Source organism: Paracidovorax cattleyae (assembly GCF_900104515.1).
Lineage (GTDB): Bacteria > Pseudomonadota > Gammaproteobacteria > Burkholderiales > Burkholderiaceae_C > Paracidovorax > Paracidovorax cattleyae.
Genome location: NZ_FNJL01000019.1, coordinates 1 through 12,232, shown reverse-complemented (window position 1 = coordinate 12,232; position 12,232 = coordinate 1). Strand labels below are relative to the sequence as shown.

Here is a 12,232-nt window from a genome sequence, read left to right as displayed (position 1 = left end):
GGCCATCCGTTCAGATGGGCCCGCCCGTCTTGGGTGTGATTATCGGCGGCAGGTTCCGGAAGGCCGGGCGGCCAACCGGGGGGATTTTGACGCAAATCAAGCGCCGGGGCTCCCGGGATTCCCGCAGGATGCGCGGGGAGGTAAAGGGTTCAGCGCAGGCCGGCGATGTAGTCCGCCACGGCGCGGATCTCGCGGTCGTTGAGCTTGGCGGCGACCTGGGTCATCTGCACGCTGTTGGCGCGCTTGCCCTCACGGAAGGCAGCGAGCTGCTTGGCGGTGTAGTCGGCGTGCTGGCCCGACAGGCGCGGGTACTGGGCCGGAATGCCGGCGCCGTTGGGGCTGTGGCAGCCCGCACAGGCGGCGATGTTGCGGTCGGCGATGCCGCCGCGGTAGATCCGCTCGCCCAGGGCGACCAGGTCCTTGTCCTTGGCGAAGCCGGGCTTGGCCTGCTTGCCGGCCGCCCACCAGGCGATGTTGCGCATGTCGTCTTCCGACAACGTGGCGGCGATGCCCTGCATCACCGGGTCGCTGCGCTTGCCGGATTTGAACTCCTGCAACTGCTTGACGAGGTATTCGGGGTGCTGCTGCGCCAGCTTGGGATTGGCCACGATGGTGGAGTTGCCGTCCGCCGCATGGCAGGCCGCGCACACCGCGGCGAAGCTGGCTTCGCCCTTGGCCGGGTCCGGCTTGCCCGCCTTCTGTCCCGCCGCGGGTGCCTGGGCCGAGGCCGGGAACGCGGCAACCGCCAGCGCGGCAGCCATCAGCATGGGAGCAAGCAGTTTCTTCATATCGGGGGGTTCTGTGTTGTAGAAGGAGGGCCGCAGAGCCCGTCAATCTTACAATGCGCCCCTTCGCGGGCGTCTCCCTGCTAACCCCCATTTATGACGACTACATCACATGCGCCAGTTGCTGGCCCGCTTCCGCCCGCACCCGACGCCAAGGTCGCCGTGGGATGGATGCACACGGCCCGCTTCCTCACCACCGCCGCGCAGCTGCACCACCTGCCGCCCATCGACGTTCCCGAAATCGCTTTCGTCGGACGCTCCAACGCCGGCAAGTCCACCTGCATCAACACGCTGACGCAGCAAAAGCAGCTCGCGTTCGCCTCGAAGAAGCCCGGACGCACGCAGCACATCAACCTGTTCGCGCTCGGCCGGCAGAACGTGACCGACGCGGTGCTGGCCGACCTGCCGGGGTACGGTTACGCCGCCGTGTCGCGCTCGGACAAGCAGCGCTGGCAGCAGGTGATGGTGAACTACCTCGTGAGCCGCAAGGGCCTCACGGGCATCGTGCTGCTGTGCGACCCGCGCCTGGGCCTGACCGAGCTGGACGAGGCGCTGCTGGAAGCCGTGCGGCCCCGCGTCGAGGCCGGACTGAAGTTCCTGGTGCTGCTCACCAAGGCCGACAAGCTCACGCGCGCCGAGCAGGCCAAGGTGCTGTCCATCACGCGACTGCAGGCGGGCGGCGGGGAGGTGAAGATGTTCTCCGCCCTCAAGAAGCAGGGCGTGGACGAGGTCGCGCAACTGCTGTGGCAATGGTCGCACCCCCTGGGCGCGACGCCGGCCGCAGCGGACGGGCCGCAGGAGGGCCCGCAGCCGCCCGACGCTCCCGCGCCCGGCCCCGAGGATTCCCCAGCCCCCTGACGACCCGCGTGGACGATCCGCGCGGGTGGCCCCACGGACCGCCGCGCACATGACCGACACCACGCTCCATCCGCTGCCCCACGGCATCACCCTGCACTGCCGCAACCGCGGCGCGCCAGGGCGACCGGTCCTGGCCTTCCTCCACGGATTCCCGGAAGGTGCCTTCATCTGGGACGGGATGCTGGAGCATTTCTCGCGCCCCGAGAACGGCGGCTACCGCTGCGTGGCGCCCTTCCTGCGCGGTTTCGCGCCCTCCAGCAGCCCGCAGGCCGTGGAGTCGTACCGTGCCAAGCACTTGGTGCAGGACCTGGTGGCGCTGATCGAGGCCGAATGCGGCCCGGTGGATGCGGGCGGCCGGCTCGCGGCGCTCATCGCGCACGACTGGGGCGGCGCGGTGGCATGGAACCTGGCCAACCAGCGGCCCGACCTGCTGGAACGCCTGGTGATCGTGAATTCGCCCCACCCCGGTACCTTCCTGCGGGAACTGCGGCAGAGCCCCGAGCAGCAGCAGGCGAGCGAGTACATGCATTTCCTCTGCCGGCCGGACGCCGAGACGCTGCTGGCGGAGGACGGCTACCGCCGGCTCTTCGGCTTCTTCGGCCGCCCGGACGGCAGCGCGCCAGGTTGGCTCACGCCCGAACTGCAGGGCCGCTACCGCGCCACCTGGGACGAAGGCCTCACGGGCCCGTGCAACTACTACCGCGCCAGTCCGCTGCGCCCGCCGCGCGAGGGCGAGGCGCATGCGGCGGGAGTCGAACTGCCTGACGCCATGCTCTCCATCGGCATGCCGACGCTGGTCGTCTGGGGCCTGGATGATCCTGCGCTGCGGCCGGGCCTGCTCCATGGCCTGGAGCGCTGGGTGCCGTCGCTGCGGTTGCGCACCGTGCCAGGCGCGTCGCACTGGATCGTGCACGAGCAGCCGGAGCGCGTGGCGCACGAGATCGGAGAATTCCTTGGAGATGCCTCCGCTTCGGCTCGAGCGCTTTGACCGGTCGGGGCCGCAGCCTCGGGCGCTGCAGCTTGGCCGGTCGATTGATCGATCGGGCTATCCGTAGACCGGCGGCTCGCCCGGCGGGCGCGACTTGAAGCGCCGGTGCACCCAGTAGTACTGGCCAGGCATGGTGTCGATCCACTGCTGCAGCTCGCGGTTCATGCGGGCGGTGTCGGCCTCGAGATCGTCGGTGGGGTAGTTCTGCCAGGCCGGCATCATCTCGGCGCGGTAGCCGCGCGGCGTGATGCGGCCGATGAGCGGCACCACCTTGGCCCGCCCCAGGCGCGCGAAGCGCGACAGCGAGGTGATGGTGGCGGCCGACATGCCGTAGAACGGCACGAACAGCGAATCGTTGGGCCCGAAATCCATGTCCGGCAGCAGGTAGAGCAGCCCGCCCTTGCGCAGTCCGCTCAGGATCGGCTTGACGCCGTCGGCCCGGTTGAGCATGCGCACGTTGCCGAAGCGCTGGCGGCCGGCGAACAGCCAGGCGTCGATGTCCGGATCAGGGTGTGGCGTGAAGATCGAGGTGAATGCCCGGTCGGTCTGCAGCGTGAGCGCGGTTCCGGCGGCGTCCATGCCCAGGAAATGCGGCGCCAGGATGATGGTGGGCGTGTCGCCGTCCAGTTCATCGAGCGCGCCGTGGATCTCCAGGCGCTTTTCCACCACCGGCTGCGGCGCCATCCAGAGCCAGCTGCGGTCCAGCCAGGCCTGGCAGAAGCGCACGAAGGTCTCGCGCGCCCATGCCCGCCGCTGCGCCGCACTCGCCTGGGGAAAGCACAGCTCCAGGTTGCGCAGCGCCACCTTGCGCCGCGGCTTGGCCAGCACGTAGGTCAGCTGCCCCAGCACCCAGCCCAAGGCGCGCAGCACGGGCAGGGGCAGCCGCGCGAGCACGCGCATGCAGGCGAGGTTGAAACGCCCTGCCGTCATGCGTCCGCTCCCGGCACGGCCGGCGTGGATGCCTCGGCCCGCGGATGCTTGTAGCGCCCGTAGCCCCAGAGGTATTGGTCGGGAGAGTGTCGGATGGTGCGCTCCATGGATTGGTTGATCTGCAGGACGGCAGTTTCGAGGGAAGGGGACAGCGGCTCGGCCAGGGGCTCGAGGTGCAGCACGTAGCCTCGCCCGCGCGGCAGGCGCTCGCAGCGTGCCAGGATCACCGCGGCGCCGGTCTGCTGCACGAGGCGGGCGGCCAGCGTCATCGTATAGGCCGGCTGACCGAAGAACGGCGCCCACAGGCCCAGCCCCTCGGGCGGCACCTGGTCGGGCAGCAGGCCCACGGCTTCGCCGCGGCGCAGTGCCTTGATCATCTGCCGCACGCCCGAGAGTGCCGTGGGCACCGCCCGGATGCCGGGCCGGTCGCGCGCCGTGCGCATGAGATCGGCGAGCCAAGCCTGCCGGGCGGGGCGGTAGAGCACCGTGAAGGGGCCGTGCTCAGGGGCCCAGCGCCGCGCCGCGATCTGCACGGACAGCTCGAAACTCCCGATGTGAGGGGTCAGGAACACGATGCCCCGGCCAGCCGCCCAGGCCTGCTCCACGCATTCAGCCCCCTCCAGGCGAAACGGCGGTGCTTCGGCATGCAGCCACAGGCGCGGCAGCTCGGCCGCCATGCGGCCCGCGTGGGCCACGGCGGCGCGCACGCGGGCGAACGGATAGCCGGCCAGACCGGCGTTGGCCAGGAAGCGGCGGCGGTAGGTGGGGGACGCGAGAAATGCGATCCAGCCCAGCACCGCGCCCAGCGCGTGGAGCGCAGGCAATGGCCATCGGGCGAAGAAGCGGAACGCGGGGGGCATGCGGTGACAGATCCGTGTCGGTAGAATGGCGGGGTCGCTGAGTTAAATGAGCAACTTGCAGGGCGACGTTAAACAATTCTGCTAAAGCGTTCGCCACGGCTCCACAAGGCTGAGGGCAACGCCCAAAATGCCAAAAAGCACAGGAGTTTATTCAAATGGCGAACGATTTTCTCTTCACGTCGGAATCGGTGTCCGAAGGCCACCCCGACAAGGTGGCGGACCAGATCTCCGACGCCATCCTCGATGCGATCTTCCGCGAGGATCCCCGCAGCCGCGTGGCCGCCGAGACGCTGACCAACACCGGCCTCGTCGTGCTCGCCGGCGAGATCACCACGAATGCCCACGTGGACTACATCCAGGTGGCACGCGACACCATCAAGCGCATCGGCTACGACAACACCGACTACGGCATCGATTACAAGGGCTGCGCGGTGCTGGTGGCCTACGACAAGCAGAGCAACGACATCGCCCAGGGCGTGGACCACGCCAGCGACGACCACCTGAACACGGGTGCCGGCGACCAGGGCCTGATGTTCGGCTACGCCTGCGACGAGACGCCCGAGCTCATGCCCGCGCCCATCTACTACGCCCACCGCCTGGTGGAGCGCCAGGCCCAGCTGCGCAAGGATGGCCGCCTGCCCTTCCTGCGCCCCGACGCCAAGAGCCAGGTGACGATGCGCTACGTGGACGGCAAGCCCCACAGCATCGACACGGTGGTGCTCTCCACCCAGCACCATCCCGACCAGTCCGAGACGGCCACGAAGATGAAGGCCAGCTTCATCGAGGCGGTGATCGAGGAGATCATCAAGCCCGTGCTGCCCAAGGAATGGCTGCAGGACACGAAGTACCTCATCAACCCCACGGGCCGCTTCGTCATCGGCGGCCCGCAGGGCGACTGCGGCCTGACGGGCCGCAAGATCATCGTGGACACCTACGGCGGCGCCTGCCCGCACGGCGGCGGCGCCTTCAGCGGCAAGGACCCGACGAAGGTGGACCGCTCGGCCGCCTATGCCGCGCGCTACGTGGCCAAGAACATCGTGGCCGCGGGCCTCGCGCGCCAGTGCCAGATCCAGGTGAGCTACGCCATCGGCGTGGCGCGCCCGATCAACGTCACGGTGTACACCGAAGGCACGGGCGTGATCCCCGACGAGGAGATCGCCGCGCTGGTGCAGGAGCACTTCGACCTGCGCCCCAAGGGCATCATCCAGATGCTGGACCTGCTGCGCCCGATCTATGAAAAGACCGCCGCCTACGGCCACTTCGGCCGCGAGGAACCCGAATTCACCTGGGAAAAGACGGACCAGGCCGCCGCGCTGCGAGCAGCCGCCGGCCTGTAAGCATCGCAGCCCCCGTCGAGCCGCCGCCCCGCCAGGGCCGGCGGCTTTTTCGTTGCGCGCGCTCCTACATCCGCAGTCACGGCATGCCGACGGCGCCACGCATGGACGCTGGCGATGATCGGTACACCCGACGCCGAAAGCGCCCTCACCGGCCCGGCGGCGGCTTCATCGTCAACGGAGCGACACCATGCTGAAGTACGCCATCATTTTCGCCATCATCTCCCTCATCGCCGGCGCGCTCGGTTTCAGCGGCGTGGCCGCGGGCGCGGCGGGCATCGCCAAGATCCTGTTCTTCCTGTTCCTCGTGGTCGCGGTCATCTTCATCGTGCTGGCCGTGCTCGGCGTGGGCGCCGCACGCAGCGCGATGAAGTAACCGCTCTGGCACTCCTCGCGGCCGCGCAACGGCCCGAGGTCCAGCCCGGCGTGCCCGGTCCGCCTCGCCCCTGCCACGCGCAGGGGTGCCAGGCGGGCCGGGCACGCGTGTTTGTGGCCGGGCATCGCGCACCAGAGAGCCATTGACGGTGCGGAGGCAACACGGCCCAGCGGTTCTACCCCCAGGTGTTGCATCCTTTTACGGCAAAGTTAGTTTCACAAATAAACTAACAAACTAGAATGTGAGCCATCTGCACATTCCTACCAAGGACCCTGCCATGATCCGATCCTCCACCTCGCTGCACCTGCTGGCCATCGATCCGCAGAATGATTTCTGCGACCTGCCTGCGGACTGGTGCCCCGCCGATCCCGCCAGCGGTGCGCAGACGGCACCCTCCCTGCCGGTGACCGGCGCACACGCCGACATGCAGCGTCTGGCCTCGTTTGTGCGGCGCACCGCCGGCCGAATGGAAGCCGTGACCGTCACGCTGGATTCGCACCAGCGCTACGACGTGGCCCATCCGCTCTTCTGGCAGGCACGCGAAGGCGGGGAGGTGCGCCCCTTCACGCCGATCACTGCCGCGCAGGTGCACGACGGCGTGTTCCTGCCGCGCGACACCGATGCCCTGCCCCGCGTGCTGGCCTATCTGGACGCGCTGGAAGCCCAGGGCCGCTACACGCTGATGGTGTGGCCCGTGCACTGCGAGATCGGAAGCTGGGGCCACGGCGTGCATGCCGACGTGCTGGCGGCCTGCGCGCAATGGCAGGCCGTGCGCGGGAGGGCCGTGCAGGCCGTGTTCAAGGGCATGAACCCCTGGACCGAGCACTACAGCGCCATCGAGGCCGAGGTGCCCGATCCGCAGGATCCGGCGACCGCGCTCAACGTACCGCTGCTGCAGCGCCTGGGCGCGGCGGATTGCCTGGTGATCGCCGGGGAGGCCAGCAGCCACTGCGTGCGAGCCACCACCGAGCACATCGTGCAGCACCTGCCGCGCCTGCAGCCGGGCTGGACGCCGGAGCGCGTCGTGCTGCTGACCGACTGCATGAGCCCGGTGCCTGGCTTCGAGAGCCAGCACAGGGCCTTCCTCGACGCGATGCATGCACAGGGAGTGCGGCTGGCTGTCTCAGAGGATTTTCCTGCCTAGCGCGGGCCACCGTGCCTTTCCATCACGCACCGCATTCCAGGAGCACGCACGCATGCCACCGATCATCCAGAGCCTGCTGGACACCGACCTCTACAAGTTCACGATGTGGCAGGCACTGCTGCACCGCCATCCGCAGACGCAGGCCGAGTACCGCTTCGTCTGCCGCAATACGCCGGCCTTCCCGCTCACGGAGCTGCTGCCGCAGGTCAACGCCGAACTGGACGCCCTGTGCGCCCTGCGATTCTCCCCGGCCGAGCTCGACTACCTGGCCGGGCTGCGCTACATCAAGAGCGACTTCGTGGATTTCCTGCGCATCTTCCAGTTCCAGCGCGCCTTCATCGAGGCGCGTGCGGAGGGGGAGCAGCTGTCGATCGTGGCGCGCGGGCCGCAGGTGCACGTGATGGGCTTCGAGATCTTCGTGCTGGCCATCGTGAACGAGCTGTATTTCCGCCGGCTCGGCGGTGGCGCGGACGTGCTGCAGGAGGGCCGTCGGCGGCTGGCCGCGAAGATCGCGCGGGTGCAGGCGCTGGCAGCGGAGGCGCCGCGGGCCCATCCGTTCGAGATGTTCGACTTCGGCCTGCGCCGGCGCTACAGCGGCACCTGGCAGCGCGAGGTGGTGCAGACCTTCGCCACGCAGGCCCCGCAGTGGTTCAAGGGCACGTCCAACGTGCTGCTGGCCCGCGATCTGCAACTGGTGCCCATCGGCACCATGGCCCACGAATACCTGCAGAGCTACCAGGCGCTGGGCGTGCGGCTGCGCGACTTCCAGAAGGCGGCGCTGGAAGACTGGGTGCAGGAATACCGCGGAGACCTCGGCATCGCGCTCACCGATACGGTCGGCATGGACGCCTTCCTCGCGGATTTCGACCTGTACTTCGCCAAGCTCTTCGACGGACTGCGACACGACTCGGGCGATCCGGTCGCCTGGGGCGAGAAGGCCCTGGCGCACTATGCGCGGCTGCGCATCGACGCCCACGGCAAGCGGCTGGTGTTCTCCGACGGGCTCGACGTGGAGCGCGCCCTGGCGCTCCACCGCCACTTCGGCGACCGCGTGCAGCTGGGTTTCGGCATCGGCACGCAGCTCAGCAACGACCTGGGGCCGCGCCCGCTCAACATCGTCATGAAGATCGTGCGTGCCAATGGCCAGCCGGTCGCGAAGCTGTCCGACAGCCCGGGCAAGACGCTGTGCGACGATGAAACCTACCTCGCCTACCTGCGCCAGGTGTTCGGCCTGCCACCCGAGGCCTGACGTCTTCGCCCTTCCCCAACGACGCCCAAGGAAACGACATGCTCCGGATCACCCTCGCCCAGCTCAACCTCACCGTAGGCGACATCGAAGGCAACGTGCAGCGGATGACCGACGCCGCCCGGCAGGCGGCACGGGACGGCGCCGACCTGGTGGTGTTCACCGAACTGGCGCTGTGCGGCTACTACCCCGGCGACATGCTGGAGGAGTCCGGATTCATGGAACGCGTGGATGCGGGCATCGCCGCACTGCAGGACGCCTCGCGCGCCACGCCCGGGCTGCACTGGGTGGCGGGCACGCCCACGCGCGCCCAGGGCCCCGGCAAGCGCCTGCACAACAGCCTGCTCGTGCTGCGGGACGGCGCGGTCCGCCTCACCTATGCCAAGCAGCTGCTGCCCACCTACAACATCTTCGACGAACGCCGCCACTTCGAGCCCGGACCCGACGTCGCGCGGGTGCTGCGCATCGGCCACGCGCAGATCGGCTTCCTCGTCTGCGAGGATGGCTGGAACGACACCGTGGCCGATTACGCCACCAACCCCTTCCAGCGCCTGGCCGATGCCGCGCCGGACCTGGTGGTGAGCATCAACGCGAGTCCCAGCCACATCGGCAAGCGCGAGGTGCGGCACCAGGTCTTCGGCGACGCCGCGCGGCGCCACGGCCTGCCGGTGGTCTATGTGAACCAGGTCGGCGGCCAGGACCAGATCGTCTATGACGGGGCCTCGTTCGCGGCGGAGCCGGAGGCGGGCGTGGTCTTCGAAGCGCCGCGGTTCGCCGAAGACGTGCGCACCCTGTGCCTGGAGGACGGGCGCTTCCGCTCCGGGGATGGGGGCGCCCTGCCCCCCGTGCCGCGGGAGGGCCTGCCCACGATGGACTTCTACCGCCAGCAGATAGTGCTCGGCCTGCGCGACTATGCGCGGCGCTGCGGCTTCGGGCAGGTGGTGGTCGGCAGCTCGGGCGGCATCGACAGCGCCCTGACCCTGGCGCTCGCCGCCGAGGCGATGGGCGCGGAGAACGTGGTGGCGGTGACCATGCCCTCGCGCTTTTCCTCGAGCGGATCGGTGGACGATTCGGTGGCCCTCTGCCGCAACCTCGGCATCCGGCTGCACACCCATCCCATCGCGGACCTCGTGGCGGGCTATGCCGCGCAGTTCGAGGCCAGCTTCGGCCAGCCGCTCGAAGGGCTGCCGCTGGAGAACCTGCAGGCACGCATCCGCGGCACCATCCTGATGGAGTATTCGAACGCCTTCGGGCACCTGCTGCTCACCACGGGCAACAAGTCGGAGATTTCCGTGGGCTACTGCACGCTCTACGGCGACACGAACGGCGGCCTGGGCCTGCTGGGCGATCTCTACAAGACCGAGGTGTTCGAGCTGTCGCGGCACGTCAACGCGCACGCGGGCCGCGAACTGATTCCCCAGGCCATCATCGACAAGGAGCCGTCGGCCGAACTGGCCCCCGGCCAGCGGGACGTGGACAGCCTGCCACCCTACCCGGTGCTGGACCAGGTGCTCAAGCTCCTCATCGAAGGCGAGGGCCTCTCGCATGCCGAGTATGCCGACGCGCGCGACTTCGCCGCCCGCCTTCAGCACGACGAGGCCGGCCGCGCGCTGGTGCACCGGGTGCGCCGGATGATCGCGCGCAACGAGTACAAGCGCCGCCAGGCACCGCCCATCCTGCGCGTGCGTGCCAAGGCCTTCGGCAACGGCCGGCAGATGCCGATCGCGGCGAAGTACGTCTGACCGCGCCGGCACGGCTACATTTGCCGCAGTGGCCCCGCAGCCCCGCAGCGCGCATCCCGCCCGCGGGCTCCCTCATCGCATCCGCATCCATGTACGACAACGCCATCCTCATCGGCCGCTTCGAGCCCGTCCACAACGGCCACCTGGCCCTGCTGCGCCGTGCGCTCGACAGCGCCCACCACGCCATCGTCATCATGGGCTCGGCATGGCAGGCACGTTCGCCCAAGAACCCGTTCACCTGGCAGGAGCGCGAAGCCATGCTGCGCAACGCCCTGCCCGAGGCGGACCGCGCCCGCCTCACCGTGCTGCCCGTACGCGACCACTACAACGAACTCGCCTGGGTGGCGGCCGTTCTTGACGCGGTGTCGCGGCATGTGCGGCCCGACGCGCGCATCGGGCTGGTGGGCCACTTCAAGGACGCCACCAGCAGCTACCTGCGGCGCTTCCCGGGCTGGCAGCTCATCGCCGTGGAGCGCCAGGGCAGCATCGACGCCACGGCCATCCGCGATGCCTACTTCGGCGCCACGCCGGACACCCTGCTCGCTGCGCTGGGCCCGCTCGCCGAACAGGTACCCGACAGCACCATCGACTTCCTGAGCGCCTTCGCCCAGGCTCCGCACTACGCGGCCCTGCAGGAGGAGTGGCGCATGCTGCGCGGCTACCGCGAAGCCTGGGCGAAGGCGCCCTATCCGCCGGTGTTCGTGACCGTGGATGCCGTGCTGCGCTGCCAGGACCACGTGCTGCTCATCCGCCGCGCGCACGCGCCGGGCAAGGGGCAACTGGCCGCGCCGGGCGGCTTCATCGAGCAGCGCGAGACCGTCTGGCAGTCCTGCCTGCGCGAACTGGCCGAGGAGACGCATTGCACGCTGCCCGAGGCGCGCATGCGCGCCGCACTGCGCGAGGTGGCCGTGTTCGACCACCCGGACCGCAGCCAGCGCGGACGCACCATCACGCACGCGCACTACTTCGACCTGGAAGGCGCGCCCTTCCCCGACGTGCGCGCGGACGACGACGCGGCGCAGGTGGAGTGGTTTCCCATCACCAGGCTGGCAGCGCTGGAAGAGGCCTTTTTCGAGGACCATTTCCACATGCTGGACCATTTCCTGGGACTGACGCGCGAACCGGCGGCCGGCTGACGCGGCACACCAGCATGCCTTCGTCCGGGTACGGCAGCACCGTTTTGCGATTCACGGAAGTGCTCACCAGCGCATGTGTAATGGATGCAGGAGGAAAGGGAGCCCTGCCGGATGGCGGGCAGGCCGGAGGCCTACGGCGTGCGCCGCGGCGTGAAGGCAGGCACCCGGATCGTCGTGCCCACTTGGCGGCACCGGGCCTTCAGGCGCTCGACCCAGGCACGGCTCACCAGGGTCGTGCTGGAGCCGACGTCGGCTTCGGTCGGGGCGACGCCGGTCTTGAGATCCACGCTGCCGCTGGAGGATGCCAGCGAACGGCCTTCTCCCACGGAGTCTTCCACCGGCTGATAGCGCTGGCCCGGCCGGACGAGATTGACGAGATAGACGCGCGCGCCTTCATGCCAGAGCATCGACAGCACGCTGGTGCCGTCTTCGGCCGTCTCAGGGGGCGACAGGCGTTGCTGCACGAAGCAGAAGGTGTTCGCGCGGCGGGTCTGCCCAATTTCATCGAGGAAGGCGCGCAGCATGGACCGGTCGGGCAGGCGGACGGGATCGGGCCGCGTGAACGCAGGATCTCCAGCCAGAGGCGCTGCAAGGCAGGGGATGGCGGCGAGAAGGCCGACCAGTACCAGTACAGCGCGCAACGTACGGGAGACGTGCGTGATGGCGTGTCGCATTGTTCGAAGGCTCCTCCGGGCAAGGAGTGTAGCGCCACGCCCGAAGGAGCCGTTACGCGCCGGCTCAGCGCGAGAGCGCGTCGGTCGTGGCCGAGTCCAGGCGGCCCGTCACCGGCAGGCCCTTGTCCTTCTGGAAGGCCCGCAGCCCGTTCGCCGTCT

General features: G+C 69.2%; 13 protein-coding genes. 8 read left to right on the top strand and 5 right to left on the bottom strand.

Annotated elements, in window-relative coordinates; translation table 11 throughout:
* Nucleotides 1-149 precede the first annotated feature (149 nt).
* A complete protein-coding gene (locus BLR05_RS15765; protein ID WP_092835867.1) occupies nucleotides 150-788 on the bottom strand; it encodes a c-type cytochrome in 639 nt (212 codons plus the stop codon).
* A 93-nt stretch (nucleotides 789-881) separates the two neighbouring features.
* On the opposite strand from BLR05_RS15765, the gene yihA reads away from it, so the two are divergent.
* Together yihA and BLR05_RS15755 are read left to right on the top strand one after the other, a co-directional pair.
* The gene (yihA, locus tag BLR05_RS15760) at nucleotides 882-1,643 is read left to right on the top strand and encodes a ribosome biogenesis GTP-binding protein YihA/YsxC (RefSeq protein WP_092835865.1); all 762 of its coding nucleotides are present in this window, start codon (nucleotides 882-884) and stop codon (nucleotides 1,641-1,643) included.
* Nucleotides 1,644-1,692: 49 nt separating this feature from the next.
* On the top strand, nucleotides 1,693-2,631 hold the full coding sequence (locus tag BLR05_RS15755; RefSeq protein ID WP_092835863.1) for an alpha/beta fold hydrolase: 939 nt from the start codon (nucleotides 1,693-1,695) through the stop codon (nucleotides 2,629-2,631).
* 57 nt (nucleotides 2,632-2,688) lie between these two features.
* Here BLR05_RS15755 and BLR05_RS15750 read toward each other — a convergent pair whose 3' ends face one another.
* Complete coding sequence (locus BLR05_RS15750) at nucleotides 2,689-3,561, bottom strand: lysophospholipid acyltransferase family protein (RefSeq protein ID WP_092835861.1); 873 nt, start codon at nucleotides 3,559-3,561, stop codon at nucleotides 2,689-2,691.
* A complete protein-coding gene (locus tag BLR05_RS15745) occupies nucleotides 3,558-4,421 on the bottom strand; it encodes a lysophospholipid acyltransferase family protein (RefSeq protein ID WP_092835859.1) in 864 nt (287 codons plus the stop codon). The genes BLR05_RS15750 and BLR05_RS15745 overlap by 4 nt, the downstream gene beginning before the upstream one ends.
* A gap of 155 nt (nucleotides 4,422-4,576) precedes the next feature.
* On the opposite strand from BLR05_RS15745, the gene metK reads away from it, so the two are divergent.
* The 6 genes from metK (at nucleotide 4,577) to BLR05_RS15715 (ending at nucleotide 11,399) form a co-directional block, all read left to right on the top strand.
* Complete coding sequence (metK, locus tag BLR05_RS15740) at nucleotides 4,577-5,758, top strand: methionine adenosyltransferase (RefSeq protein WP_092835857.1); 1,182 nt, start codon at nucleotides 4,577-4,579, stop codon at nucleotides 5,756-5,758.
* A 187-nt stretch (nucleotides 5,759-5,945) separates the two neighbouring features.
* Nucleotides 5,946-6,131 (top strand): DUF1328 domain-containing protein, encoded by a 186-nt coding sequence (locus BLR05_RS15735; protein WP_092835855.1) that lies wholly within the window; start codon nucleotides 5,946-5,948, stop codon nucleotides 6,129-6,131.
* 277 nt (nucleotides 6,132-6,408) lie between these two features.
* Complete coding sequence (locus BLR05_RS15730; RefSeq protein ID WP_092835853.1) at nucleotides 6,409-7,275, top strand: cysteine hydrolase family protein; 867 nt, start codon at nucleotides 6,409-6,411, stop codon at nucleotides 7,273-7,275.
* Between the two features lie 52 nt (nucleotides 7,276-7,327).
* Nucleotides 7,328-8,524, top strand: coding sequence for a nicotinate phosphoribosyltransferase (gene pncB, locus BLR05_RS15725; protein WP_092835851.1), 1,197 nt, complete (start codon nucleotides 7,328-7,330; stop codon nucleotides 8,522-8,524).
* Between the two features lie 38 nt (nucleotides 8,525-8,562).
* Nucleotides 8,563-10,263 (top strand): NAD+ synthase, encoded by a 1,701-nt coding sequence (locus BLR05_RS15720; protein ID WP_092835849.1) that lies wholly within the window; start codon nucleotides 8,563-8,565, stop codon nucleotides 10,261-10,263.
* An 89-nt stretch (nucleotides 10,264-10,352) separates the two neighbouring features.
* Nucleotides 10,353-11,399 (top strand): bifunctional nicotinamide-nucleotide adenylyltransferase/Nudix hydroxylase, encoded by a 1,047-nt coding sequence (locus BLR05_RS15715; RefSeq protein WP_092835847.1) that lies wholly within the window; start codon nucleotides 10,353-10,355, stop codon nucleotides 11,397-11,399.
* A gap of 131 nt (nucleotides 11,400-11,530) precedes the next feature.
* Here the strand turns inward: BLR05_RS15715 and BLR05_RS15710 are convergent, their stop codons facing one another.
* Nucleotides 11,531-12,073: a hypothetical protein gene (locus BLR05_RS15710; protein WP_092835845.1), complete on the bottom strand. Its 543-nt coding sequence runs from the start codon at nucleotides 12,071-12,073 to the stop codon at nucleotides 11,531-11,533.
* A gap of 64 nt (nucleotides 12,074-12,137) precedes the next feature.
* A complete protein-coding gene (locus tag BLR05_RS27240; RefSeq protein WP_279616024.1) occupies nucleotides 12,138-12,218 on the bottom strand; it encodes a peptidoglycan-binding domain-containing protein in 81 nt (26 codons plus the stop codon).
* Nucleotides 12,219-12,232: the final 14 nt, after the last annotated feature.

Coding starts and splice junctions, on each gene's coding strand:
- BLR05_RS15765 (WP_092835867.1), bottom strand. CDS start 788: ATGAAGAAACTGCTTGCTCCCATGCTGATGGCTGCCGCGCTGGCGGTT.
- yihA (WP_092835865.1), top strand. CDS start 882: ATGACGACTACATCACATGCGCCAGTTGCTGGCCCGCTTCCGCCCGCA.
- BLR05_RS15755 (WP_092835863.1), top strand. CDS start 1,693: ATGACCGACACCACGCTCCATCCGCTGCCCCACGGCATCACCCTGCAC.
- BLR05_RS15750 (WP_092835861.1), bottom strand. CDS start 3,561: ATGACGGCAGGGCGTTTCAACCTCGCCTGCATGCGCGTGCTCGCGCGG.
- BLR05_RS15745 (WP_092835859.1), bottom strand. CDS start 4,421: ATGCCCCCCGCGTTCCGCTTCTTCGCCCGATGGCCATTGCCTGCGCTC.
- metK (WP_092835857.1), top strand. CDS start 4,577: ATGGCGAACGATTTTCTCTTCACGTCGGAATCGGTGTCCGAAGGCCAC.
- BLR05_RS15735 (WP_092835855.1), top strand. CDS start 5,946: ATGCTGAAGTACGCCATCATTTTCGCCATCATCTCCCTCATCGCCGGC.
- BLR05_RS15730 (WP_092835853.1), top strand. CDS start 6,409: ATGATCCGATCCTCCACCTCGCTGCACCTGCTGGCCATCGATCCGCAG.
- pncB (WP_092835851.1), top strand. CDS start 7,328: ATGCCACCGATCATCCAGAGCCTGCTGGACACCGACCTCTACAAGTTC.
- BLR05_RS15720 (WP_092835849.1), top strand. CDS start 8,563: ATGCTCCGGATCACCCTCGCCCAGCTCAACCTCACCGTAGGCGACATC.
- BLR05_RS15715 (WP_092835847.1), top strand. CDS start 10,353: ATGTACGACAACGCCATCCTCATCGGCCGCTTCGAGCCCGTCCACAAC.
- BLR05_RS15710 (WP_092835845.1), bottom strand. CDS start 12,073: ATGCGACACGCCATCACGCACGTCTCCCGTACGTTGCGCGCTGTACTG.